Origin of the sequence: Rhizobium aureum (genome assembly GCF_030182495.1) — a bacterium.
Classification (GTDB): domain Bacteria; phylum Pseudomonadota; class Alphaproteobacteria; order Rhizobiales; family Rhizobiaceae; genus Rhizobium; species Rhizobium tropici_C.
In genome coordinates, this window is sequence record NZ_JAQJCI010000006.1 from 170,934 (window position 1) to 196,987 (window position 26,054).

Below are 26,054 nucleotides of genomic sequence, written 5' to 3' on the forward strand. Positions count from 1 at the left end.
ACAGGTAAGCGGCTTGCGAGACCTGCGGCCGGGAGGAAGCCATGAAAATTACGGCGCAGAAGGTCTTCGTCGCAAATGTTTCGCGGACCAACTTCGTCTTTGTGAAGCTCTATACCGATGAGGGGCTGGAGGGCGTCGGCGAGGCGACACTCGAATGGAAGACCAAGACGGTCGTCTCCGCACTGGAGGAGTTGGAACGTGTGCTGATCGGGCGCGACCCGTTTGCCGTCGATGCGATCGTCGAGCAGCTGCATCGCGATTCCTATTGGCGGACAGGCGCGGTCTTTCGCACCGCCCTCGGCGCGATAGAGGCGGCCCTTCTCGATATCAAGGGAAAGGCACTCGGGGTCCCGGCATTCGAACTTCTCGGCGGGAAATATCGCGATCGGGTCGAATGCTACGCCAATCACTGGTTCTTTGGCGCCGTGACGCCGGATCAATATGCGCGAAAGGCCCGCGAGGCTGTGGCCATGGGATACCGCGCCCTTAAGTGGGATCCTTTCGATGTCGCCGATCTCGAAATGAATGGCAAGCAACGCCGGCAGACGATCGATATCGTCGCGGCGGTGCGCGATGCGGTCGGTCCGGATGTGGACCTTATGCTCGACGTGCATGGCCGGTTGAACGTGCCGACGGCGATTGCCATGTGCCGCGAGCTTGCACGGTTTGATCTGCGCTGGATCGAGGAGCCGACACCGCCGGAAAGCATCGATGCGCTGGCCGACGTGCGCGCGGCAAGTTCGGTGCCGATTGCCGCCGGCGAGCGCTGGTACGAGCCCACCCGCTTCCTCGAGGCGCTGGCCAAGAAGGCAGTGGACGTGTTGCAGCCGGATGTTTCCCATGCCGGGGGTCTCGGCGAGACGAAGCGTATCGCCCACATGGCGCATTACCATCTTATCCCAGTCGCGCCGCACAACCCGGTCGGACCCGTCATGAATGCGATGACACTGCACATGTCGGTCGCCATCCCGAACTTTTCGGTATTCGAAACCGTCTCGATCGACGTGCCCTGGCGCAAGGAACTCGTGCGCGAGACGCTGCAATTCGAGGATGGCGCGATCCTTGCGCCGACGGCACCGGGGTTGGGCGTTGAGCTGAACGAAGAAGCCTGCGCGCGCTATCCCTACGCCCCATACGACGTGCCGCTGTTCGACGGCAGCATGAATACGAGCGGTGTCGCGGCAGGGGCGGCGACCTTCTCGCGCGTCGGGAAGGATGGACGCAATTGATTGACCGGAATGAGCGGGACCGGGTGGAAAGAGGAGCCACCTTGTCTATGCCAATGGCATGAAAGGTCAGGACACAGGCGCGACGGACATCTCGCGTGAAGGAGGAGGCAATGGACAAGATGAGGATGACGGTCGTTGCGGCCGTCGCGGTCTCGGCGCTGACATGCAGCAGCGCATGGGCCGGCGAGGTCGTCTGGTGGACACCGAACTGGGGCCAGGCGCGAGCCGAAAAGCTCGCGGCCGATTTTAAGAAGGCAAACCCCGACATTACCATCAAGATGGAGATCACCACGGCAAACGGTTTGCCGCAGCGTATCCTGACTGCCCTGCAGTCTGGCGCGACGCCGGATATCATCGAGGTGCAGCATCCCTGGATTCAGGGCTATGCCCATAACGGGCTCGTTCTGCCTGTCGATGACATCATCGAAGACAAGGGCGATTATAACAAGGCGGCGATCACCTACGACACCTATGACGGCAAGCTCTATGGCATACCCTACCGTGTCGAATGTGTCGGCGTGCTCTACAATATGGAAGACTTCAAAGCTGCCGGCCTCGATCCCGCCAATCCGCCGCAGACCTGGGATCAGTGGACGGATGCGGCAAGGAAGCTGACGACGGGCGGAAAGTTCGGTATGGCGATCACCGGCGGCGGGGAGGTCGGCAATACGGTGACCCGCCTGCTGCCGCTGATCTGGATGAATGGCGGGGATGTCATCAGCGCCGATGGAAAGACCGCCGTCGTCAATTCGCCGGAGGCTGTTGCCGCTGTCAAATTCTATACGGACTTCTATAAGAACAAGTACTCGCCGGATTCGACCCTGCAGAATGATGGCATTGCCAACCGTCAGCTCTTCATCGCCGGCAAGGTATCCATGTATCAGGCCGGTCAATTCGACATTGCCCCGATCATGCAGGCAAAGCCCGATCTGAAGCTGGGCGCCATGGCAACGCCGCATCCGGATGGCAAGCAGACCGCCGGCATCATCGGTGGCTGGAGTTATGTGATCCCGAAGGATGCCAAGAACCCTGATGATGCCCGCAAGTTCATCAAGTTTCTCGCCACCTCGGACAATCAGGGTTTCTTCACCGACACCTTCCCGGCCCGCGCTTCGGCACTGTCTCAGCCGCGGTTCCAGGATCCGATGCTCAAACAGTTCGCGGCGATGCTTCCCTTCGGCCGGCCGGCACCGAATACGCCGCGCTGGGTGGAGATTTCGCAAGCCCTGTTCGACGGCGTGCAGCGCGTGCTCTCAGGCGATCAGGATGCGCAAGCCGCCATGGATCAGGCGAAGGACGAAATTCAAGCGCTGCTTGATAGCTGATGGCAGGGACTGAGCGACGTGGTTTTGACGCGACGGCGTCAAGCTGCCGCCCGCGCCATGGACATTGGAGCGGTTCAGCTTTTTCACCGAATCTCTGAACCGCTCCATCTTCTTGTTTTCTCGCAATTCCGGGCGGAAAACCGCTGCGCACTTTTCCTGGAATTGCCCTGAGTGACATTCCCGCAGCATCACAGGAAAGGCCGACCCATGGGCCGCCCATCTACAGGTCTTCTGTTTGTCCTGCCCGCCATGATCGTGCTGGCCATGCTGATCGCCTATCCGATCGCCTACACGATCCTGCTCAGCGTCACCAATTCGCAGGGCGCCTTCACCGGCCGGAATTTTGCCAATGTGCTGCGTCCGCCGGTCACGCGGCAGGCCTTCTTCAACCTGATCTACTTCGTCGGCGGCTCGATCGTCTTTCAGGTCGTGCTCGGCACCGCCACAGCTATTCTGCTCAACCAGCACTTCACCGGGCGCGCCGTCCTGCGCTCGATAACGCTGATCCCCTGGGTCGTTCCTGGCATCGTTGCGGCGACCACCTGGGCATGGATGTTCCACACTGAATTCGGCATCATCAACTACATGATGACAGGCGCCGGCATCATCCCGGCACCCGTCAGCTGGCTGACCGATAGCGGCACCGTCATGCCCGTTCTGATCGCCATCAATGTCTGGAAACTGTTTCCGTTCGTGGCCATCATGGTTCTGGCCGGCCTGCAGGCGATCCCGAAGGAACTCTACGAAGCCGCCAAGGTCGATGGTGCCAATTTCTGGGAAGAGGTTTGGCATGTGACGCTGCCGCAGGTGCGCCCGGTCATCACGGCGGTGACACTGCTGCTGGTGATCTGGGGGCTCAATTCGATCACGCTCATCTATGCCATCACCAAAGGCGGACCGGCGAACAAGACGCTGATCACGCCGATCCAGATTTTTCGGCTCGCTTTCGAGAGTTTCCAGTTCAATCAGGCCGCTGCCCTATCGGTCATCTTCTTTCTGGTGGCGGCTGTGCTGGTGGCGATCTACCTGAGGGTGCTGACGACAAGGCCGGGAGAGGCCCGATGATGGGGAGAAGTCGCCTTGCAACGCTGACGATTGCGGTCTGCTCGCTCGTCCTTATGGCCGTCTGCCTCTTCCCCTTCGCCTGGATGGCACTATCTTCGATCAAGACGCTTCCGGAACTCTATACTGTGCCGCCGCATTGGCTCCCCGCAGCGCCAACGTTCGGCAACTATATCAATGTCATCTTCAGTTCGAATATCCCGCGCTACTTCCTGAACAGCGCCGTGATCTCAGTCGGTTCCACGGGTCTTGCACTCATCCTGGCGATTTTCGCTTCCTACGGCTTTGCCCGTTTCGAATTCCGCGGCCGGCGGCTTTTGCAGTCGCTCGTGCTGATCGGCCAATTGCTCCCGACCGCGGCGATCATCGTGCCGCTCTTCATCACGCTGCGCTATCTGCATTTGGTCAACACCTATTGGGGCCTGATCCTGGTCTATATGATCATCACCCTGCCGCTCAGCGTCTGGATGCTGACCAGCTATTTCAAGGCGATACCCGTCGAGCTGGAAGAGGCGGCGACGATCGACGGCGCCTCCCGCCTCGGCGTGCTCTTCCGCATCACGCTTCCGCTGTCCACGCCTGGCCTGGTGGCTGTCGTCGTCTATGCCTTCGTGACCACCTGGAACGAATTCATCTTCGCGCTCTGCTTTGCGACGGATTCCTCGGTCAAGACTCTGCCGATCGGGCTTGCGGAATTTTCGACCGAGTTCAACACCGATTGGGGAGCGGTGATGGCCGCCTCCATGGTGATGACAATTCCGGTCGCTCTCCTGTTCCTGTTTTTCCAGAACCTGTTCGTGGGCGGTCTGACGGCAGGCGCCACCAAGGGCTGAGCGAGCCCGCTGCGGAATGCACCCTCTTCGGCGGTTTTCCATCCAGATTGACGGGTACTCGAACGGGATCTCAGGTGCGACCGATCATGCGAGATAGGTTGGCGTTGCCGGTTCACTCATTCCGGTTGTTCCGTCGGCCGTCTCGAAGTCGAAAAATTTCTGGGTGACGAGGGCGGCTGCGCCGCGCGCCCAGGAATTGTCTTCCCAATCGGGCAGAAGCGGTGGCGAGGCGAAAAAGGTGCGAGCCGCCATGCTGGCTTCCAGGGGGCCGAAAAGAGCATCGCCGAACGAAACGGCCTCGCCGCCGACGACGATGACTTCGGGATCCGTGATGTTGACGAGGTTGGCGAGCGCCTTGCCGATCCCGGCGCCGGCTTCGTGCAGGATTCTGTCGACCTCCGCATCTCCCGCCTTTGCTGATTCCAGCATGTCGGAGAGGTTGTGGCTGCTATCCCGATTGGTCGCCTCGCGCCATGTGCGAAGCATGGAGGGTTCGGAATAATAGGCCATCAGGCAGCCGCGCTTGCCGCATTCGCACAGCCGGCCGTTCTCCTCATGCAAGGTGTGGCCGAATTTGCCGGCTGCGCCATGGGCCCCGCGGTAGAGTTTTCCGTCGACGATGATGGCACAGCTGATGCCGACGCCGATCGCAAGCACGGCCATATTGCGATGGTGCCTTCCCGGGCCAAAGAGCTGTTGGGCAATGGCATAGGCATTCGTGTCGTCCTCGAGCCAGACCGGCACCTTGACCTTTTGCGCGACCATCGATGCGAAAGGTACATTGTTCCACTTGAAACGAAAGCTGCGCACGCAGACGGCCTGGTTGTTGTCGATGACGCCTGGCATGGAAACGCCAATGCCTGCCAGCCGCGCATGGGGGCGCCCTGCAGCCTTGACAAGCTGGGGCACGGCTTGGGCCAGCGTCGTTGCAACATTTTCCGGCTTGTTGTCGCCAAGCGATAGGCGGCAGGACGCGAGCGGGTTGGTTGCAAGATCGGTGACGACGCATTCGGCGGAGCCGACCATCAGCTTGAACCCGATCGCCAACCCATTGGCATAATTGATCTCGACGGGTATGGGACGCCGGCCCGAAAGCCCGGCCACGGCCTTGCCTTCGGTGACGTGGCCCTCCTCGATCAAGTCGGCAATGACGAAGGTGACGGCCGCTGGACTGAGGCCGGTGATCGTTGCGATTTCGGCGCGGCTTTTCGGCCCTTCCTGCCGCAGAAGGTTCAGGATGAGCCGCCGGTTGAGGGCTCGCGAAGTGCTCTGGTCGCCTTTCAGGCTCACGATTTCTCTTTCTTAATTTTGTAAATTAATTATTGCGTCCGCTTCAGACTTATGCATAACTTCACTTGTCGATCAACATCCGGCACGTGCGCAAGCACGAAGAAGTCAGCAATAGGACAAGGTTTCTCGAACCGAGGGTTCCGGGCAGTGCAAATGCATTGCGGCGGCAGGTTTTTTGCGACCATTGCGCAGGCGGCAGGAGGGGGCGGCCGCCGCGCATTCCGTCCGGTCTGCTGATTAAGGATGAGGATAGATACCACAACGGGAGGAGTCCAAATGACTTTCAATTTGCTTGGAAGGCCGGCAAGCCGGCGTGCCTTTTTGAAGGGTGCGGGAGCGGTTTCCGCCGCCGCCTTCACCGGTTTTCCCATGCCCGCCATTGCACAGGCGCAAGACATCAACATCATTTCCGACGAGAACAACGCCGATGCACTGGCGATCCTGCGCAAGATGGCAGACGATTTCGGCAAGCAGGCCGGCGTTAAGGTCGTGATCAACAATATGGATCATGAGGCGCACAAAACCGCGATCCGCAACTATCTGGTCGCCGGTGCGCCCGATATCTGCTTTTGGTTCTCGGGAAACCGCATGCGCGCCTTCGTCAAGCGCGGCCTGTTCGACGACATTTCCGATCTCTTCGAAAAAGAGAAGTATAAGGATGTTCTTGGCGCGGCGGCCGGTTCGGTCACGGTCGACGGCAAGCAATACGGTCTGCCGACGGGCGGCACGCTCTGGGGTATGTTCTATCGCAAGGATGTCTTCGCCCAGCTCGGCACTGCCGTACCGGCAAGTTGGGATGATTTCCTGGCCTATGGCGCGAAATGCAAGAGCGCCAATCTGACGCCGATCGCGATGGGCACGAAGGAATTGTGGCCTGCCGCCGGGTGGTTCGATCAGATGAACCTGCGCATAAACGGTCTCGACAAGCATATGGCGTTGATGAACGGCGAGATGAGCTATCTCGATCCGGCGCTGAAGCCGGTGTTCGACATGTGGGAAACCCTGATCAAGCAAGGTTTCTTTACGCCGAACAACACATCTTTCGGCTGGCAGGAGGCGGGCGCGCTGTTGTCGCAGAAGAAGGCCGGCATGATGAACCTCGGCGCCTTTGTCCGCTCTACTTTCCCGAAGGAAGAGCTCGACCAGCTTGCTTTCGCTCCCTTCCCGACGATCGATCCGAAGATCGGCCGTTTCGAGGAGTTTTCGCTGAACTCGGTTCATATCCCGGCCAATGCCAAGAACAAGCAGGGCGCGCGCGAATTCCTCGCCTATTTCTACCGGCCGGAAAATCTCGGCCCTTATCTGGAGCCTGGCGGCAACGTGCCGCCCCGCAACGATCTGCCGCCGAGCAAGGACCCGCTCGTCAACGCTGCAGTCGAAACGCTGAAGACAGTGCAGGGTACCTCGCAATATTACGACCGCGATAGCGATCCCGACATGGCCCAGGCCGGCCTCGTCGGCTTCCAGGAGTTCATGGCGAAGCCCGAGCGGCGCGATGCGATCCTGAAGCGGCTCGAAGGTACGCGCAAGCGCATCTACAAGATCTGACCTTCCTCCCAGCGACCGGCAGGCGGGGCTGCCGCTCCGCCTGCCCATACCGAAAGAGGATAAGATGATGACATTTTGGCGCCGCCATCGCTGGTGGCTCACCCCGACTTTGCTGATATTGCCTGCGGCCGTTCTCTTTTCGATCGTGATCCTGTGGTCGGCGATAGAAAGCCTCTGGATCAGCCTGCACGAATGGGATGGCTTCAGTCCGATGGTCTGGATCGGCTTCGGCAATTATGCCGAGCTGTTCAACGACCCGCAATTCTATGTCTCGCTGAAGAACAACATCATCTGGCTGGTCATGTTCATGGCAGCGCCGCCGCTCGGACTGGCGATCGCCCTCTTGGTCAATCAGAAGATTCGCGGCATGCGGCTCATGAAGTCGCTCTTCTTCATTCCGCTGGTACTGGCTTCGGTTGCCGTCGGCGTCGTCTTTACCTGGGTCTATACGCCGCAACTCGGCCTGCTGGCGCTGATCTTCGGCTTTTTCGGCGCGACCGCACCCGCCGTCCTGTCGGACGAGCATTTCGTCACCTTCGCGATCGTGATTGCAGCGCTCTGGCCGCAGATCGCCTTTTGCATGGTGCTCTACCTCGCCGGGCTCAACAATCTCAGCGAGGAACTGATCGGCGCCGGTCGCGTCGATGGAGCAAGGGGCTGGAACATGCTGCGCCACATCGTCCTGCCGCAGCTGACGCAGGTCACCTTCATCGCGATCGCCGTCACCGTCGTCGGTGCGCTGCGCTCGTTCGACATGGTCTCGGTCATGACGCAGGGCGGTCCTTTCGGCTCGTCCGAAGTGCTTGCCTACCAGATGTTCGAGCAGTCGATCTTCTCCTATCGCTTCGGCTACGGCGCCGCGATCGCCTCGGTCCTGTTCGTGATCATGGCGGTATTCATCGCCTGGTATCTCACGCGCATCATTCGCATCGAAGAAAGAGGGGCCTGATGTATCCGCGCCCAATTGCCGAAGATGCCATCTGGCGGCGTCGCTTCTATTTCATTGCCGTGCTCGCAATCCTGATCCTCTGGCTCTGCCCGCTGTTTGCCATCATCCTGACGTCGTTCCGCTCGACGCAGGATGTCATGGGCGGCAATCTCTGGGGCTGGCCGACGCAGTTTGGCCTGGTGGAGAACTATACGTCCGTCTTCACCCAGACGCCGATGGCGCGCTATTTCCTCAACAGCCTGATGATCACCCTGCCGGCTGTCCTCGGCGTGCTGATCCTGAGCACGCTCGCGGGCTTCGTGCTGGCGCGTTATCGCTTCCGTGGCAACATGCTGGTATTTGCCCTGTTCGTCGGCGGCAATTTCCTGCCCTATCAGATCATGATGATCCCGGTGCGCGATCTGATGGTGCGCATCGGCCTCTACGACACGCCTGTAGCGCTGATCATCTTCCACATTGCCTTCCAGACTGGTTTTGCGACGCTTTTCATGCGCAACTTCATCGCCGCTCTGCCGGACGAGCTGTTTCAGGCCGCAAGAGCGGAGGGGGCGACGCCTTTCCAGACACTGGTTCATGTCGTCGTGCCGCTGGTGCGCCCGGCACTGGCGGCGCTCGCGATCCTCATCTTCACCTTCGTATGGAACGATTATTTCTGGGCGGTGGTGCTGACCATCAGCGATACGGTGAAGCCCGTCACGGCCGGACTTGCCAATCTGCGCGGCGAGTGGGTTTCGGCCTGGAACCTGATCTCCGCCGGCACCATCGTCGTCGCGGTGCCGCCGGTCGTCATGTTCTTCCTGATGCAGCGGCATTTCATTGCCGGGCTCACTATGGGCGCGGTGAAGGGATGAGTATTCCTTCCGCCACATCCGCCCTCCGTGTCACTCCCTTCCTTGCGAGCCTACAAGCATGACCAGTCTCGAACTACGCCACATCAATAAGAACTACGGCGCCTATCATGCGCTGCGCGGTATCGATCTTTCCGTCGAGCAGGGCGAATTCATTGTCATGGTCGGCCCCTCCGGCTGCGGCAAGTCGACATTGCTGAAGTCGATTGCCGGGCTGGAGACGATCTCTTCCGGCCAAATCCTGATCAACGGCCGCGATGTCACCACGGCCGAGCCGGGCGAGCGCGGCATTGCCATGGTGTTCCAGTCCTACGCGCTCTATCCGCATATGACCGTCGCCGAGAACATGGGCTTCGGCCTGCGCATGGCCAAGCGGCAGAAGGCGGAGATCGATGCGGCGGTGGCGCGTGCCGCCAAGATCCTGAGGATTACCGATCAGCTCGACAAGAGGCCGAAGCAACTGTCCGGCGGGCAGCGCCAGCGCGTCGCGATCGGCCGCGCCATTACCCGCTCCCCGGATGTTTTCCTGTTCGACGAGCCGCTATCCAATCTCGATGCGGCGTTGCGCACGCAGATGCGTGTCGAATTGAGTGGCCTGCATGCCGAGCTTGGCGCGACCATGGTCTATGTCACGCATGACCAGATCGAAGCCATGACGATGGCGAGCCGGATCGTGGTTCTCAACCGCGGCATCATCGAGCAGGTGGGCTCGCCGCTGGAGCTCTATCGCAATCCGGAAAATCTCTTTGTGGCCGGATTCCTCGGTGCGCCGAGGATGAATTTCTTCACGGTGACGGTCGATCAGGTTTCCGGACACGGCGTGATCGTCTCCGCGCCCGGCCTTGCGCCGGTGGCTGTCGAACTCGCGCCCGGCTGTGCGGTTCGGCAGGGAGAAAAGCTAACCTTCGGCATCCGGCCCGAGAACATCGCTATCGCCGAGGGACAATCCACGGGGGCTCCGATTTCCGGCCAAGTCCGTCTCGTCGAGCATCTCGGGCGCGAGACCATTCTTTATGTCGATGCAGGCGCGCTGCAATGCATCGGTTCCGAAAGCGGCACCGGCAACATCACCGTACAGATCGGCCATGTCGCCGGCATTGCCAACGACGCGCCGATCGGTCTCAGCATCGATCCCAAGGAAATCTACCTTTTCTCCGGCCAGGACGAACGAACCATCACCGTCCGCAAGCCAGTTCTCGATAAATAATAGTTCAGGAGCCTGATATCATGTCAGTGAGTAGCAGCAAGACCGACCTTTCCGTATGGCGGACCATCAAGACCGACAGGTTTCTTGTGGGAGCGCCGCATTATCCGGAACATGTCGATGAGGGCTATTGGGAGCGGGACGCCAAGCGCATGGCCGAAGCCGGCTTCAATGTCGTGCGTCTCGGCGAATTTGCGTGGCATCTTTTCGAGCCGAAGCTCGGCATGTTCGCTTTCGATCTCTTCGACCGTGCCATCGAGGTTCTGGCGCGCCACGGCATCGATACCATCATGTGCACGCCGACGGCGACCCCACCACGCTGGCTGACGGCGGCGCATCCCGAAATCCTTCGTGTCGATGGCAATGGCCGGATAATGAGCCACGGTTCGCGCCAGCATGCCGATACGGCAAGCCCGGTTTTCCGCGAGCACAGCAAGCGCATCACGAAGGCGATGGCCGAGCACTATCGCGATCATCCCCATGTCATCGGCTGGCAGACGGACAATGAGCTCAACACCAGCATGCCGGAATCCTTCTCTGCGGCGACGCTTTCGGAGTTCCAGGCGTTTCTGGCGGAAAAGTACGGGACCATCGACAAGCTCAATTTCGCCTGGGGCGGCGATTTCTGGGCAACCGCCTATGACGATTTCGACCAGGTCGTGCTTCCGATCGAATTCGGTCCCACCTTCCCAAGCCCCGGCCATGTCCAGGACTACCATCGCTTCCTCGCCTTCGCGACGGCCCGCTTCCAGCACGATCAGGTGGAAATCCTGCGGGCGACGAAGCCCGAGTGGTTCATCTTTCACAATCTCGGCGGCCTTCGCGACATCGATTTTCGCGGACAGTTTTCCACCGATCTCGATTTCGTCGGCTACGACATCTATCCGATGCTCTATGACGAATTCCAGCGCATCGGAAATCACGCCAAGGTACAGGCGCTTCACCTCGACATCTGCCGCGGGTTCTCAGGAAACTACATCGTGCCCGAGCAGCAGTCCGGGTTCGGCAGCCAGCCGGGCTTCTGTACGCTGACGCCGGAGCCGGGCGAAATGCGGCGCATGGCCATGTCGTCCGTTGCGCGCGGCGCCGACGGCCTCATGTTCTTCCGCTGGCGCCCGGCGCATTTCGGCGCGGAAATCTACTGGATGGGCATCATCGATCATGACGATGTGCCCCGTCATCGTTACGACGAAGCCAAGCGCTTCGCGACCGAGATGACGACGCTCAAGGATAAGATCCTTGGTACCTATGTGCGCATGGATGTCGGCATCGCCGGCTCGGATTTCGACAATCAGGAGGCGCACAAGACCTATTCGATCGGGCTGCCGAGCCCACAGGACGATGCCGTTCAGCTGCATCAATATTGCTACGATCGCGGCATTGCCTGCGGCTTCATCCATCCGGAAGACGATCTGTCGCGGCTGAAATTGCTTTATGTGCCGCATTGGGTGATGTGGAAGGACGGTTGGACCGAGAGGCTTGAGGCCTTCGCCCGGGACGGCGGCACCGTCGTCATCGGCGCGCGCACCGGCACGCGTGATGAAAACAATCATGTCATCCGCGAGGCCGCGCCGGGCGCGTCGCTGACGCGGTTGACGGGCGTCAAGGTCGAGGATTTCGGTCGCCTGGCAGCCCCCGACGCCAAGGGTCTATTCGACGTCATGTCGCGATCGGGCGGGCTTGTCATTCCCCCAAATCGTCCGGCGGAATCCCATCGTCGCGCTCGCCGCTTCACTTTCGGCAACCGTGAGATCGAGGCCGCATATTTCTACGAGAACCTGACGGTGACGGATGATGTCGAGGTGATTGCGACATGGTCGAACCGCTATGCCGAAGGTATGCCGATGGCAAGCCTGCGCCGGGTCGGCAAGGGCCGCGTGCTTTATCTCGGCACCTATCTGACACCGGAGCTGACGGATGCTTTGGCCGATCGAACCTTTGCGGAAGCGGGAATCGCGCCTCTTGTCGGCAATCTGCCCGATGGCGTCGAAGTGACGATGCGCCAGAACGACGAGCGACGCCTGCTTTTTCTGCAGAACTATCTCGACCAGCGCGCCGAATTGCGCGACGTCCCGGCCGGGATCGATCTGCTTGACAACGGCAAGGCGATATCCGGCACTCTGTCGCTCGACGCCTATGGCTGCGCCATCATAGAGCTTTGCTAGGCACGATCTCGGTACCCGTTTGTTTGAGCGGGTACCGATCGTTGCGATGCAGTCGCGGGAAAAATACGACTTTCTCCAGCGGGAGGGTGACAAAGCGGCGTTCGCGCCTATTCTCATACGCTGATCATATCTTGAACTTCGGTAGCAGCCGATTTCGATCTTGACGACTGGGAGGATATCATGACGCGCACGGTGATTATCGGCGCCACCGGCCATGTCGGCACCTATCTTGTGCCGCGACTGGTCGAAGCAGGGCATGAAGTGGTGGCGATCAGCCGCGGACAGGCCAAGCCCTATTCGCCGAACAAGGCTTGGAACGAGGCCGAGACATTGGTGATGGATCGTGCTGTCATGGAAAAGGATGGCAGCTTCGGTCCGGCCATCCGCGCATTGAAGCCGGATATCGTCATCGACATGATCTGCTTCACGCTCGATAGCGCAAGGCATCTGGCGGAAACGCTTGTCGGCCATGTCGGCCATTTCCTGCACACGGGCACGATCTGGACGCATGGCTTTTCGACCATCGTTCCGACGCCGGAGGAGGCGCCGAAGCGGCCGTTCGGTGACTATGGCACACAGAAGGCCGCCATCGAGGCATATTTGCTGGAAGAGGCGCGCCGCCGGGGATTTCCCGCGACCCTGATCCATCCCGGCCATATTGTCGGTCCGGGCTGGGCACCCCTCAATCCGGCCGGGCATTTCAATCCGTCGGCATTCTCGACATTGGCGCGCGGCGAAACACTGGCACTTCCGAATTTCGGCCTGGAGACGGTCCATCATGTCCATGCCGATGACGTCGCGCAGATGTTCATGGGCGCGATCGCCAATTGGCGCGTCTCGACGGGGGAGGCCTTTCATGCGGTTTCAGGCGGCGCGCTGACGTTACGAGGCTATGCCGAAGCCATGTCGCGCTGGTTCGGACATGAGCCGAAGCTGGAGTTCCTACCCTATGAGAAATGGGCGGAAGGCCAGGCGCCGGAGGATGCGCAGGCGACCTGGGAGCATATTGCCCGCAGTCCGAATTGCTCGATTGCCAAGGCGGAGCGGCTGCTTGGTTACAGGCCGCGCTATACGTCGCTGCAAGCCGTTCAGGAATCGGTCGCCTGGCTGATGGAGAAAGGGCGGCTCGGCTGAAGGTCAGCCGTTCGGGCTTCGGTCAGCGGCTCTTGAGCCAGGCATCCATGCCCTTGGCTGCCGCACGCCCGGTCGCAAAGCAGGCCGTGAGCAGGTAGCCTCCCGTCGGCGCCTCCCAATCGATCATCTCGCCGGCAACGAACATGCCGGGGAGTTTTTTTAGCATGTATCCACTGTCGAGTTCCGCCCAACGCACGCCGCCGGCCGACGAAATGGCTTCGGCGATCGGCCTTGGCCTCAGCAGCGGAATCGGCAGCGCCTTGATCAGGTGGGCAAGACTTTCCGGATGAGACAGTGCAGCCGGATCGGCAAGCTCGCGCAGCAGGCCCGCCTTGACGCCCTCGATGCCGGCACCCTTGCGCAACCGGTTGGAGAAACTGGCTTTGGGATCCTGCCGTGCCAGGTCGCGTGTCAAACGCTCCTCGTTGCGTCCGGGTGCCAGATCGACAACAAGCGATGCGTACTCCTTCTTCGTCAGGCGATCGCGCAGCGCGGTGGCATGCGCATAGACGAGGCTGCCCTCGATCCCGGTTTTCGAGATGACGAATTCGCCGGGGAAAGTTCCGGTATCCGATGTCGCGGTGACGGCCTTGAGGGGTTCGCCGGCAAAGCGTTCGCTGAACGGCGCGCTCCAGGTCACGTCGAAGCCGCAATTGGCCGGCTGGAAGGCGGCGATATCGATCCCCTTATCGCGAAGCCAGCTGACCCATGCCGCGTCCGAACCCAGCCGGGCATAGCTTGCACCGCCGAGCGCGAGCAGAACGGCATCATGTCGAACGGCCTCGCCTCCCCGCGGCGTTTCGAACAGCAGGCAGCCGTCGTCGAAGCCAGACCAACGATGCCGTGTCAGGATACTGACGCCTCGCGCCTCCAGCCGCGCCAGCCAGGCGCGCAGCAGCGGCGATGCCTTCATGACTTTCGGGAAGACGCGCCCGGATGAGCCAATAAAGGTTTCGGTTCCCAGGCCCTGCGCCCAGGCCCTGACATCGTCGGGTGTGAAGCCGTCGAGCGCGGCGCGCAATCGGGTCGAAGCCGCGCCGAACCGGTCGGCGAAAAGGCCGTAATCTTCCGAATGGGTGATGTTGAGACCCGATTTCCCCGCCAGCAGGAACTTGCGCGCGACCGTCGGCATGCTGTCGTAGACCACGACGCGATGGCCGAGCAGGGATAAGGTCTCCGCCGCCATCAGCCCCGCAGGTCCACCGCCTATGATTGCGATTTGCTTCTCAGTCATGCTCGTCCGCTGCCACTTGCCTATTGCTCTCTAAAGCCGCACCGGGGCCGAAAGCAAGATCGTTGCGGTTTCTCCGGCCGGTTTCGGCAAAAGCGCGAACTCCTCGTTTTCGGACGCTTTTGCCGCCATACTCCCATTTAAACCGATATAACCATATGGTTACTATTGCTCTCGATTCGCCAGGGACTGTCAACTTATGCGATGATCGGTTACTTATCGGCGCGAGGAAAGACCGCATAAGCCCTATGAAATGCCGCCGGGAGCCATGATGTCGGAAGCCAAAATTGTAAAGCGCAGCGCAAAGAGCGCAGACTCTGAAAATGAAAAGAAAACGACCGCGCGCGCAGCTCCGGAACGGCCTCGCCTCAGGGATGCGGAACGCACCAGCAAGGCGATCCTCGCAGCCGCAACCAAGGAATTTGCCGAGCGTGGCTATGGCGGCGCGCGCGTTGATGCCATTGCCGAACGCGCCAAGATCAACAAGCGGATGCTCTATCACTATTTCGGCGGCAAGGATGCGCTCTATGTCGCCGTTCTGGAGGGCAGCTATATCGCCATCCGCTCGGCGGAAGCACGGCTCGATCTCTCGCATCGCTCGCCCGAGGACGGCATGCGGGATCTCGTCGTCTTCACCTGGCGGTATTTTCTGGATCATCCCGAATTCCTCGGGATTCTCAGCACGGAAAACATGCACAAGGCGCGCTTCCTGAAGCGTTCGGCGCGTATTTTCGAGCTGCATTCGCCGCTCGTCGCCGAAATTTCCGGCTTGCTCGACCGGGGTGCTGCAGCCGGTGTCTTCCGCGCCGGCTGCGATCCGGTGAAAATCTATATGAGCATTGCGGCACTCGGCTCGTTCTTCCTGACGAACCGCTGGACGCTCTCGACGATCTTCCGCCGCAATCTTTCCGAAAAGGCCGAAATCGAGGGGTGGGGCGAGCATATCGTCGACGTCATTTTCGCCTATCTGCGCCCCTAGCGCCGGATGATTTCAGGACGAACCGCCCTGAAAACCGAATCTGCGCTGGAATCAAACAAGTAGAGCCTGATGCCGTCCAAAAACCGGGTACATGTTTCGGTTTAGTGCTCCAGGCACTCCATCCCGATAAGCGGATGATCATGGATCCCTGTTGCCGCGGTCACTGACGATGGCCGTTGACAGCATGACTTCCTCATGCCAGTTATGTAACTATATAGTTATTTACGGGAGGAATGACTTATGGCAACGAAGCCGATCGGCATCATCATGCACGGCATCACCGGCCGCATGGGCTACAATCAGCACCTCGTGCGCTCCATCCTGGCGATCCGCGAACAGGGCGGCGTGCTGCTGTCGAACGGCGACAGGCTGATGCCCGAACCGGTGCTTGTCGGCCGCAACGCCGAAAAGATCGAGGCCATCGCCCGCGAGCACGGACTGTCGAAGACCACGACCGATCTCGACGCCGCTCTTGCCGATCCCGACAACACGATCTTCTTCGATGCCGGTTCGACGCAAATGCGCGTCGAGCTTCTCGAAAAGGCGATTGCCGCCGGCAAGCATGTCTATTGCGAAAAGCCGATCTCGGAGACGCTGGAGGAGGCGCTGTCGGTTGCTGCCTCGGCAGAGCGTCGCGGCGTCAAGAACGGTGTCGTCCAGGACAAGCTGTTCCTGCCGGGTCTGCGCAAGATTGCCATGCTGCGCGACAGCGGCTTCTTCGGCAAGATCCTCTCGGTGCGCGGCGAGTTCGGCTATTGGGTCTTCGAGGGTGACTGGGGCGTGAAGGCGCAGCGTCCGTCGTGGAATTACCGCAAAAAGGACGGCGGCGGCATGATCCTCGATATGCTGCCGCATTGGCGCTATGTGCTCGATAATCTGTTTGGCGAGGTCAAGTCGGTCAGCTGCCTCGGCGCTACGCATATTCCAAGCCGCGTCGACGAGAATGGCAACACCTATGTCGCCGATGCCGACGATGCCGCCTATGCAACCTTCGAGCTCGAAGGCGGCGTCATCGCCCATATCAACTCCTCCTGGGCGGTCAGAGTTCGCCGCGACGATCTCGTTACCTTCCAGGTCGACGGCACGCATGGTTCGGCCGTCTGCGGCCTGATGCGCTGTTGGACGCAGCATCGCGTCAATACGCCGAAACCGGTTTGGAATCCCGATCAGCCGCAGCCGATCAATTTCTTCGACACCTGGGAAGAGGTGCCGGACACGCAGGCCTTCGACAATGGTTTCAAGGCGCAATGGGAGCAGTTCCTATGCCATGTCGCCGAGGGCGCGCCGTGGAAGTTCACGCTTCGCGAGGGCGCCAAGGGTGTGCAACTGGCGGAACTGGCACAGAAGAGCTGGGCGGAACGTCGCTGGGTCGACGTGCCCTCGCTTTCGGCCCGCTAGGAGGCTAGTCTGATGACGAAAAGCCTTCGCTTGCCGACGACGGACGGCTCCATCGCCGCCTTCACGCCCGCCAACGAGCCTTTGATCGCGCCTGTGAAGCCGGCTGGCGGTCATCATTTCAATCGCGTCGCCTATGCCGCCGCGCATGTCGTGGTCGACGCGCTTGCCGACAACGATCCCTGGCTCGACCGCAACATCGACTGGGAACGCACGATTGCCTTTCGCGAATATCTCTGGGGTCTTGGTCTCGGTGTGGCGGAAGCGATGGATACCGCGCAACGCGGCATGGGGCTCGACTGGGCCGGTGCGAAAGAGCTGATTGCCCATGCGCAGTCGGCCGCCCGCGGCCGGTCGGATGCGGTGATCGCCTATGGCGCAGGCACCGATCATCTTCAGCCCGCTGCCGGCGTCATGATCGATGACGTCATCCGCGCCTATGAGGAGCAGATTGTCTATGTGGAAGGGCAGGGCGGCCGCGTCATTCTGATGGCGAGCCGGGCGCTTGTCGCAGCCGCCAAGAGCCCGGACGATTATATGAGGGTCTATGATCGCATCCTCGGGCAGGTCAAAGAGCCCGTCATCATTCACTGGCTCGGGTCGATGTTCGATCCGGCCCTGGCGGGCTATTGGGGCTCGGCCGACGATATGCGCGCCATGGAGACGGCGACAGCGATCATCAATCAGAATGCGGCCAAGGTCGATGGCGTGAAGATTTCGCTGCTGTCGGCGGAGAAGGAAATTGTCATGCGCCGCCGGCTCGATCCGTCGGTCAAGATGTATACCGGTGACGATTTCAACTATGCCGAACTGATCGCCGGTGACGAGCAGGGCTATTCGCATGCCCTGCTCGGCATCTTCGATGCCATCGCGCCGGCGGCGAGCGCGGCTCTCGCAAAGCTTGCTGAGAACGATCTCGACGCCTTCCATGCGATCCTGGCGCCGACTGTTCCGCTATCGCGTCATATCTTCAAGGCACCGACGCGCTTCTACAAGACCGGTGTCGTCTTCCTCGCTTATCTCAATGGCTTCCAGGACCATTTCCAGATGCTCGGCGGCCAGCAGAGTGCCCGTTCGATCCAGCATCTCTCGGAGCTGTTCCGGCTGGCCGATACGGCGCGGGTCCTGCGTGATCCCGATCTGGCCGTCTATCGGATGAAGGCAATCCTTGCCACCGTCGGCATCGATTAGCGGGTAAGATCGGGGGAGGATCATCACGATGGCCATAGAGGGTCTGTCCATCAATCTGGCGACGGTGCGCCAGCAATATGACATGCGCCAGGCGGTGGAAGCCTGCCTGAAGCAGGATATCGTCGCCATCGCGCCATGGCGTGATCAGGTCCATAAGATCGGACTTTCCGAAGCCGCTCGCATCGTTTCCGACAACAGGCTCAAGGTGACCGGCCTTTGCCGCGGTGGCATGTTTCCTGCAGCAGATGCCGAGGGCAGGGCAGCCGCGATCGATGACAACAAGCGGGCGATCGACGAAGCGGCGACGCTGAATGCCGATTGCCTCGTTCTCGTCGTCGGCGGCTTGCCGGAGGGATCGAGGGATATCGCCCATGCCCGTCAGATGGTGGCGGACGGTATCGCGGCGATCCTGCCGCATGCCCGCAGTGCCGGCATTCCGATCGCGATCGAGCCGCTGCACCCGATGTATGCGGCCGACCGCGCCTGCGTGAACACGCTGGAGCAGGCGCTCGACATCTGCGATCTTCTGGGCGATGGCATCGGTGTCGCGATCGACGTCTACCATGTCTGGTGGGACCCCAAGCTTCATGAGCAGATCGCCCGCGCCGGTGCCGGAGGCCGAATTTTAGCCCATCACATCTGCGACTGGCTGGTACCGACCACGGACCTGCTGCTCGATCGCGGCATGATGGGGGACGGCGTCATCGACCTGAAGCGTATCCGCGCCGAGATCGAGAAAGCCGGTTTTTTCGGCCTGCAGGAGGTCGAGATCTTCTCTCAGAACAATTGGTGGAAACGGCCGGGTGAAAAGGTTCTTTCCACCTGCATCGAACGCTTCCGCGCCGTTTGCTGAGCTGCGGCGGCCGAGGCACCATCGCCAATAAAAAACCGGGCCAAGAAATGGCCCGGCTTTCTTTCAAAGCGATGAAGTAGCGGCTTATTCGGCCGAAACGATCTTGCCGCCTTCCCACTTGTAGAGCGAGAAGCTCTGCGAGGTCAGGTCGCCGGTTTCGCCGTAGGTGACCTTGCCGATGGCGGTGTCGACCGGCTCGCCCTTCTTCAGAGCGGTACCGACGGCTTCGGCATCATCTGCCTTGCCAGCCTTCTCGATGCCGGCTTTCAGCACTTCGACGGCAGCATAGGCGTTGAGCGTGAAGGCTTCGGCCGGAATGTTGCGTGCTTTCAGGGCGGCAACGGCGCTCTGCGAAGCCGGGTTCTTCAGGGCGTCGGATGCATTGGTGAAGAGCGTGCCGGCAGCCGAATCGTTGGCGATTGCCCAATATTCGGTGTTGGACAGGCCGTCGCCGCCGATGATCTGAGCCTTGACGGAGATGTCGTGCAGCTGGCGGGCCAGCAGACCTGCCTCCGGATGATAGCCGCCGAAGTAGATCACTTCGACGCCGGCCTGCTTCAGCTTTGTCGTCAGAGCGCTGTAGTCCTTCTCGCCGGGGGTCAGCGAGTCGTTGACGACTTCGGTGACGCCGCCCTTGTTGATCGCTGCCTTGAAGGCGTCCGCCAGGCCCTTGCCGTAGGCGCCCTTGTCGTTGAGGATCGCGATCTTCTTGTCCTTGAAGTTCTTCACGACATATTCGCCGGCAACGACGGCCTGCTGGTCATCTCGGCCGCAGGTACGCAGGACATTGGTCAGGCCGCGGTTGGTCAGGCCCGGGGCAGTCGCGGTCGGCGTGACCATCAGGATGCCGTTTTCGGCCAGCGCGTCGGAAACCGGAATGGCAACGCCTGACGTAACCGGGCCGACGACGAAGCGGACGCTCTCGCCGACGAAGCCGTTGGCGACGGAGACGCCCTGCTTCGGATCGCCGGCATCATCGCCGAGCTTCAGAACGAGCTTCTGGCCAAGAACGCCGCCGCTCTTGTTGATTTCGTCGACGGCAGTCTGCGCGCCATTCTTGACCTGCTCGCCATAGGCAGCGACCGGGCCGGTCAGCGGCGCGATGAGGCCGATGGTGATGTCCGCATGCGCGAGAGGTGCGAAGGCCAGCGAAGCGACGAAGGTCGCGGCCGTCAATGTCTTCAGACTCATGTTAGCTCTCCTTGGATGGACGCGGCAGCGCCTTTTGAAACCGCCCGCAATCGCCTGTCTCGACGCGCAACCTGCCGTGAGGCGTTCTTTTAAAGAGACAGAGCTGATATCGAAGCCGATGATCGCCTTCGGACATTTTTTGATCTCGAAAGCGCTCATGAGGGTATTTTGTGTAGGAATATTGCGACGATTCCGCAAGAAAATAACCGTCGCAAAGACAATTTTGACGATTTTTCGCGATTCCTCATCGTCGGCTGGTTGCTATATTTCCGCAATCAAGGGTCGAGGCGTTGGGCTGCAATTTACCGCCGGACTTCATTCAGCCGAAACTAATCTTCCACAGCTTTCTGCCAAGCGTGCCTGTAGTGTCGTAATCCGCGCAAATCCGCGCAGATCGGCACGTTTTCCGTGGCGGAAGGTGGGCGAATTCCCGTCAGCAGGGCCGCGCCCTGGCTTGTCCCGGTCGAACCCGGCAAGGCAATGACGTTCTTGCCGGTTACCGCAGCCAGTGCGACGAGATAGGCACGATTGAAAGCAAACGGCCCTTCGACGAAGATTGGCCCCTTGGCGCCGATCAGATCAAGGCAGGCTTCCGTCATCATGGCGAGATAGAGGCTGACGGCTGCGAGCCGTTCGACGGAGTCAGTGGTGTTGCCGATCCATCGCATTTTCCTGCCCGGAAACGGACCGGAGCCCTCGACCACATTGGGCAACAGCATGAGGCCTTTCTCGATCACCGTTTCGAGGGCGCTTTCGACGGCATCGGCCGGCGCAGGACTGATATCGGCCAGGAGGATCTCGAACTCACGGCCGCCCATGAAGCGCCCCGACGGGACGGCGCGGCCATAGGCATCGACATTGGCGAGCGCGTCGCGATTGGCATCGAGATGGTCGAGATCGCCCCCGGCGCCGAAGCTGATGACCCAGGTTCCCGTCGAGACGACCGCAAAGGGGGCTTCGTTTTCCACCAGATGCGGCAGAAGCGAGGCGTTGGAGTCATGGATGCCGCAATAGACAAGCACCGCCTTTGCCAGCCCCATTTCGGCGGCAAGCGGCGGCAAGACCGGCCCGAGTGCGTCGAAAGCCGAGCGGACGGGCGCCATCAAAGCGCGGATGCCAAGCGTGTCGACGAGGGAGGAGTAGCTTTGCGTCGTCGGATTCCAGAGATCGGTATGGCAGCCGAGCGAGGTCACCTCGTTAGCAGTAACGCCGGTCAGGCGAAACGCCCAATATTGCGGATAGGTCAGGATCGTCGCGACGCGGGCGAAATCCGCCGGGAAGGTCTTTTTCAGATAATGAATCTGCGCACCGACATTCAGCCCGGCCGACAGCCCGGGTGAAAACGTCTCGCTGAAGTCCGGCCGCAATTGCGCATAGGCATCCTGAACGGCTTGAGGATAGCCGTGCTCGTAGTCGAGAACCGGCATGGCAAGGCTGCCATCCGCCGCCAGCATCACAGCGGATGCGCCGTGCGTGGTGATCGATATGGCATCGAATTCCGGTGTGGCGGCAAAACCCTTGAGGGCAGAGACGATGAAATCCCACAGCCCTTCGATATCGTAGTGCGGGTACGGGCCTGATTTCAAAACGCTGTTCGCAGTCTTGACGGCGGCAATCTCGGCACCTGTTTCTGCATCGAGCACGACGACCTTGGCGTTGGTCTTGCCGATATCGATGACCGCGATATGGCGATAGGCTCGGGTCGTGCTCATGGCAGATGAAAAACCGTGATCAGGTCGCTCTGAACAGGCGAATTGTCAGGATTGGTTGCCATGATGTCGGCCATATGCGCCCACCACTTCTTCATGAGCGGATGCTCTGGCAGGCTCGCCATGGCGTGATCCTTCGGTCGTGTCAGCACGCCGAAGAGCGTGTTCGTCTCGCGGTCTAGATGGATCGAATAGTCGCTGACGCCGGCCCGATGCAGCAGATCGACCAGCTCGGGCCAGATTTCATCATGCCGCTTCCGGTATTCAGCTTCCATGCCAGGATTGAGCGTCATTTTGAAGGCGTGGCGTTCGAGAACAACAGTCATTTGGAGCTCATGGTCCTGATGCGCCGGGCAATGATCGGCAGCGCGATGGTGATGATGAGGAGGAGGCCGATGAAGATCGACATGACGATGCCGGGAACATTGAGCAGGCCGAGGCCGAAGGTGACGAGGCCCATGACGAAGGCGGCGATGACGACGCCGCCGATCGTGCCTGAACCGCCGAGGATCGACACGCCGCCGAGCACGACCATGGTCACCACCTCCAGTTCCCAGCCGAGCGCGATCGAAGGGCGTGTCGAGCCGAGGCGCGAGGTGAGGCAGACGGCGGCAATGCCGCTCATGATGCCCGTCAGGAGAAACAGGATGAATTTGACCCGCTCGACCGGAATGCCGGAGAAACGCGCCGCGAAATCATTGTTGCCGATCGTATAGACCTGCCGGCCGAAATTCGTCGCATGCAGCAGGATCGCGAAGGCGATCGCAAGCACGATGAAGAGCACGAATTCGAAGGAGAAGACCCAGACGACATAACCCTGGCCAAAATAGGCGAAACTATCCGGATAATTGCCATAGGCCTGGTCGCCCAGCACGATATAGGAAATGCCGCGAAACAGGCTCATCGTGCCGATGGTGACGACGATCGACGGCAGCTTCAGCACCGAAACCAGGAAGCCGTTGAAGATGCCGCAGACGAGGCCGACGCCGATGCCGATCGCGACGAGGCCGGGCGTGTCGACGCCCAGTTGCGCGGCTGCGCCCATGGCCGTCGAGGCGAGTGCGATGATGGCTGCGACCGAGAGGTCGATTTCGCCAGCAATCACCAGCAGCGCCATGGCAAAGGCGATCATCGCCTTTTCGGTGAAATTGAAGGTCGCGTCCGAGAGATTGAAGGGATCGAGGAAATAGGGCGAAGCCAGCGAGTTGAAGATGAAGATCGCGACCGCGATGCCAAAGAGCAGCGTTTCCCAGCTTGCCATGACGCGCTTGAAGGGGGTGCCGAGGCGATCCGGAATGACGCGCTTTTCCGCGGCTGCCGCTTGCGAACCGTTGCTCATGCGTGTGCTCCCTGGCTGGCGGTGTCCTTTGCGGCCTGATCGCGCAGGATGATGCGGCCGCGGTTGCGTTCGCGCCGGGCGTTGAAGACGACGGCAAGAATGATGACGGTGCCTGATATCGCCATCTGCGTGAACGGCGAGATGCCGATGACCGGAAGTGCGTTCTTGATGACGCCAAGGAAGAGGGCGCCCAAGACCGCGCCGGCGACCGAACCGACGCCGCCGGCAATAGAGATACCGCCGATGACGCAGGCAGCCACGCTATCGAGTTCGAAGCCGTTGGCGATATCGACATAGGCGACGGCATAGCGCGACACCCAGAGATAGCCGCTCAGCCCCGCGAGCGCGCCGGAGAGGACGAAGGCGAGGAAGCGCGTCCAGCCGACATCGATACCGGCATAGACGGCGGCAACCGGGTTGCCGCCGCTCGCATAGGCCGAGCGGCCGAACTGCGTATAGCGCAGCACCAGATACATCATCAGCACGATCGCGATGCCGATCCAGGCAAGCACCGGCAGGCCGAGAAGTGGCGTGCGCGGCACGTTCAGGAAAATCGGCGTGAATTGATGCGCATTGACCCAGGCGCCCCCCGAGAGCACGAAGGCCATGCCGCGATAGATCGTCAGGGTGCCGAGCGTGACGACGATCGGCGGGATTTCCAGCGCCCAGACGAGATAACCGTTGATGGCGCCGAGAACCGCACCCATCAGGATCGCGGTAATAACGAGGGCGATCAGCGGAATATCGGGATAGGCCGCATTCAGCATCGCAACCGCCATGCCGGTCAAAGCCAGATTGGCGGCGACGGACAGATCGATCGACTTCGTCAGGATCACCGTCATCTGGGCAAGGGCCAGGATGATGAGGATCGATGTGTCGTTGAAGATATTGGCGAGATTGGCGGGCTCGGCAAAGCCGGCCGCACGCGTTGCGAAACCGGCGATCATCACGACGATGATGATGGCGAGCAGTGTTTCGCGCTTTTTGAGGATGCGTGGCATCCCGTCCTCCCTATGCGTTGCCGGTGGCGGCGCGCACCAGCGTTTCCGGCGTCAGTCCCTCGCGCTCGAACAGGCCTGCGGACTGGCCCTCCTTCATGACCAGCACACGATCCGACATGCCGAGGATCTCGGGCAGTTCGGAGGAGATCATGATGATGCTGAGGCCCTCGGCCGCCAACTCGCTGATGAAGCCGTGGACGGCGGCCTTCGAGCCGATATCGATCCCCTTGGTGGGCTCATCCAGAATGATGATCTTCGGCTGCGTCGCGAGCCACTTGCCGATGACCACCTTCTGCTGGTTGCCGCCGGAGAGCGTTCCCACAGGCACGGAAAGCGCGGCCGCGCGCAAATCCAGCCGTTCGGCGTATTTGCGGGCGAGAGCGAATTCGTTGGCCGCCTTCAGGAAGCCCTTGCGCGAGGTGCGTCCGAGCGAGGGCAGCGACATGTTCTGATAGATCGGCATCGGCAGCGCCAGGCCGTGGCGGCCACGCTCTTCCGGCACATAGACGATGCCGGCGGCAATGGCATCCTGCGGCGATCGCACTTGGATTTCTTGTCCGTCGAGCGTCAGGCGTCCGGACAGCGGTTTGGTGATGCCGAAGAGCGATTGGCAAAGCTCGGATCGCCCGGCACCGATCAGGCCGTAGACACCAAGGATCTCGCCGCGCCTGAGCTTGAAGGAAATATCGCGGAATTCGGTGCGGTGACAATATTTGTCGACTTCGAGAACGGTGTCGCCGATTGTCACGGGCACTTTCGGGAAAGCGTCCTTGACGTCGCGTCCGACCATCATGCGGACGATCTCGTCCTGCGGCGTCGACTTCAATTCTCCATGACCGACGGCGCGGCCGTCACGGAAGACGACGAAATTGTCGGCGATTTCATAGAGTTCGTCGAACTTATGGCTGATGAAGAGGATGGCCTTGCCCTTTGCCTTCAACCCTTCGACGATGCGGAAGAGATCGTCGATCTCCTTGCGGGAAAGGGCGGCGGTGGGCTCGTCCATGATGACGATGCGGGCCTCGATCGACAAGGCGCGTGCAATTGCCACAAGATGGCGCTGCGCGATGGAGAGGTCCTTCAAGCGGGTTGTCGGATCGATCGCGCTTTCCAGCGATTGCAGAAGCTCTTTCGATCGGCTGTTCATACTCTTCCAGTCGATGGTGCGCCAGGACGTGCGCGGCGCATGGCCGAGGAAGATGTTTTCGGCGACAGTCAGCTCGTCGAAGAGTACGGTTTCCTGATGAATAGCCGTGACGCCGGCATCGATCGCGGCTTGCGCATTGGCGAAAGCTGTCGGCTTGCCATCGACGAGGATCTCGCCTTCATTCGGACGGTAGATGCCGGTCAAAATCTTCACGAGGGTCGATTTACCCGCGCCGTTCTCGCCGATCAGCGCGGTCACCTTGCCGGGATAAAGCGAAATGCTGACGCCATCCAGCGCCTTGACGCCAGGAAAGATCTGGGAAATGCCGCGCATTTCCAGAATGGCCTGATTGTTCGCGGCTGGTGTGTCCGCGATGGAGCGTTGAAGGACTGTGGTCATCAGCAATGTACCGGATCAGTGAAACCAGGTCC

The 26,054-nt window shown here is 60.7% G+C and carries 22 protein-coding genes; 14 read left to right on the forward strand and 8 right to left on the reverse strand.

The window, feature by feature from the left end; translation table 11 throughout:
- The first annotated feature begins 41 nt into the window (after positions 1–41).
- From PH552_RS16990 to PH552_RS17005, 4 genes are all read left to right on the forward strand, one after another.
- Positions 42–1,229 (forward strand): mandelate racemase/muconate lactonizing enzyme family protein, encoded by a 1,188-nt coding sequence (locus tag PH552_RS16990; RefSeq protein ID WP_113249741.1) that lies wholly within the window; start codon positions 42–44, stop codon positions 1,227–1,229.
- A gap of 110 nt (positions 1,230–1,339) precedes the next feature.
- Entirely contained in the window at positions 1,340–2,554 is a 1,215-nt protein-coding gene (locus tag PH552_RS16995) for an ABC transporter substrate-binding protein (protein ID WP_112342377.1), read from the forward strand.
- A 207-nt stretch (positions 2,555–2,761) separates the two neighbouring features.
- Positions 2,762–3,619, forward strand: coding sequence for a carbohydrate ABC transporter permease (locus PH552_RS17000; protein ID WP_112342375.1), 858 nt, complete (start codon positions 2,762–2,764; stop codon positions 3,617–3,619).
- A complete protein-coding gene (locus PH552_RS17005) occupies positions 3,616–4,449 on the forward strand; it encodes a carbohydrate ABC transporter permease (RefSeq protein WP_112342374.1) in 834 nt (277 codons plus the stop codon). The genes PH552_RS17000 and PH552_RS17005 overlap by 4 nt, the downstream gene beginning before the upstream one ends.
- A gap of 84 nt (positions 4,450–4,533) precedes the next feature.
- Here the strand turns inward: PH552_RS17005 and PH552_RS17010 are convergent, their stop codons facing one another.
- Positions 4,534–5,739 (reverse strand): ROK family transcriptional regulator, encoded by a 1,206-nt coding sequence (locus tag PH552_RS17010; RefSeq protein WP_183763968.1) that lies wholly within the window; start codon positions 5,737–5,739, stop codon positions 4,534–4,536.
- 276 nt (positions 5,740–6,015) lie between these two features.
- Between PH552_RS17010 and PH552_RS17015 the strand changes: the two genes are divergently transcribed.
- From PH552_RS17015 to PH552_RS17040, 6 genes are all read left to right on the forward strand, one after another.
- Entirely contained in the window at positions 6,016–7,287 is a 1,272-nt protein-coding gene (locus PH552_RS17015; protein ID WP_112342372.1) for an ABC transporter substrate-binding protein, read from the forward strand.
- Positions 7,288–7,351: 64 nt separating this feature from the next.
- A complete protein-coding gene (locus tag PH552_RS17020; protein WP_112342371.1) occupies positions 7,352–8,236 on the forward strand; it encodes a carbohydrate ABC transporter permease in 885 nt (294 codons plus the stop codon).
- Complete coding sequence (locus PH552_RS17025; protein WP_112342370.1) at positions 8,236–9,087, forward strand: carbohydrate ABC transporter permease; 852 nt, start codon at positions 8,236–8,238, stop codon at positions 9,085–9,087. The genes PH552_RS17020 and PH552_RS17025 overlap by 1 nt, the downstream gene beginning before the upstream one ends.
- A gap of 58 nt (positions 9,088–9,145) precedes the next feature.
- Positions 9,146–10,291, forward strand: a complete 1,146-nt coding sequence (locus PH552_RS17030) for an ABC transporter ATP-binding protein (RefSeq protein ID WP_112342369.1) — start codon at positions 9,146–9,148, stop codon at positions 10,289–10,291.
- 20 nt (positions 10,292–10,311) lie between these two features.
- Positions 10,312–12,453: a beta-galactosidase gene (locus tag PH552_RS17035; RefSeq protein WP_112342368.1), complete on the forward strand. Its 2,142-nt coding sequence runs from the start codon at positions 10,312–10,314 to the stop codon at positions 12,451–12,453.
- A 180-nt stretch (positions 12,454–12,633) separates the two neighbouring features.
- The gene (locus tag PH552_RS17040; RefSeq protein ID WP_112342367.1) at positions 12,634–13,587 is read left to right on the forward strand and encodes an NAD-dependent epimerase/dehydratase family protein; all 954 of its coding nucleotides are present in this window, start codon (positions 12,634–12,636) and stop codon (positions 13,585–13,587) included.
- Between the two features lie 22 nt (positions 13,588–13,609).
- Here the strand turns inward: PH552_RS17040 and PH552_RS17045 are convergent, their stop codons facing one another.
- Positions 13,610–14,821 carry a TIGR03862 family flavoprotein gene (locus PH552_RS17045; protein WP_112342366.1) on the reverse strand — a complete coding sequence of 404 codons (1,212 nt, stop codon included), beginning with the start codon at positions 14,819–14,821 and terminating at the stop codon, positions 13,610–13,612.
- 268 nt (positions 14,822–15,089) lie between these two features.
- Here PH552_RS17045 and PH552_RS17050 point away from each other — a divergent pair, with 268 nt between their 5' ends.
- From PH552_RS17050 to PH552_RS17065, 4 genes are all read left to right on the forward strand, one after another.
- A complete protein-coding gene (locus PH552_RS17050; RefSeq protein ID WP_112342500.1) occupies positions 15,090–15,797 on the forward strand; it encodes a TetR/AcrR family transcriptional regulator in 708 nt (235 codons plus the stop codon).
- 240 nt (positions 15,798–16,037) lie between these two features.
- Positions 16,038–17,195, forward strand: a complete 1,158-nt coding sequence (locus tag PH552_RS17055; protein WP_112342365.1) for a Gfo/Idh/MocA family protein — start codon at positions 16,038–16,040, stop codon at positions 17,193–17,195.
- 12 nt (positions 17,196–17,207) lie between these two features.
- Positions 17,208–18,383 (forward strand): dihydrodipicolinate synthase family protein, encoded by a 1,176-nt coding sequence (locus PH552_RS17060; RefSeq protein WP_285166184.1) that lies wholly within the window; start codon positions 17,208–17,210, stop codon positions 18,381–18,383.
- Between the two features lie 28 nt (positions 18,384–18,411).
- Positions 18,412–19,236 carry a sugar phosphate isomerase/epimerase family protein gene (locus PH552_RS17065; RefSeq protein ID WP_112342363.1) on the forward strand — a complete coding sequence of 275 codons (825 nt, stop codon included), beginning with the start codon at positions 18,412–18,414 and terminating at the stop codon, positions 19,234–19,236.
- A gap of 84 nt (positions 19,237–19,320) precedes the next feature.
- Here PH552_RS17065 and PH552_RS17070 read toward each other — a convergent pair whose 3' ends face one another.
- The 6 genes from PH552_RS17070 to PH552_RS17095 all read right to left on the reverse strand — a co-directional run bounded on the left by PH552_RS17070 (position 19,321) and on the right by PH552_RS17095 (position 26,022).
- The gene (locus PH552_RS17070; RefSeq protein ID WP_112342362.1) at positions 19,321–20,427 is read right to left on the reverse strand and encodes a branched-chain amino acid ABC transporter substrate-binding protein; all 1,107 of its coding nucleotides are present in this window, start codon (positions 20,425–20,427) and stop codon (positions 19,321–19,323) included.
- A gap of 329 nt (positions 20,428–20,756) precedes the next feature.
- A complete protein-coding gene (locus PH552_RS17075; RefSeq protein ID WP_285166185.1) occupies positions 20,757–22,139 on the reverse strand; it encodes an FGGY-family carbohydrate kinase in 1,383 nt (460 codons plus the stop codon).
- Positions 22,136–22,462, reverse strand: a complete 327-nt coding sequence (rhaM, locus tag PH552_RS17080; protein WP_112342360.1) for an L-rhamnose mutarotase — start codon at positions 22,460–22,462, stop codon at positions 22,136–22,138. Before rhaM ends, PH552_RS17075 begins: the two co-directional genes overlap by 4 nt.
- A complete protein-coding gene (locus tag PH552_RS17085) occupies positions 22,459–23,475 on the reverse strand; it encodes an ABC transporter permease (protein ID WP_112342359.1) in 1,017 nt (338 codons plus the stop codon). The genes rhaM and PH552_RS17085 overlap by 4 nt, the downstream gene beginning before the upstream one ends.
- A complete protein-coding gene (locus tag PH552_RS17090) occupies positions 23,472–24,476 on the reverse strand; it encodes an ABC transporter permease (protein WP_112342358.1) in 1,005 nt (334 codons plus the stop codon). The genes PH552_RS17085 and PH552_RS17090 overlap by 4 nt, the downstream gene beginning before the upstream one ends.
- A 10-nt stretch (positions 24,477–24,486) precedes the next feature.
- Positions 24,487–26,022 (reverse strand): sugar ABC transporter ATP-binding protein, encoded by a 1,536-nt coding sequence (locus PH552_RS17095; RefSeq protein WP_112342499.1) that lies wholly within the window; start codon positions 26,020–26,022, stop codon positions 24,487–24,489.
- Between the last annotated feature and the right edge of the window lie 32 nt (positions 26,023–26,054).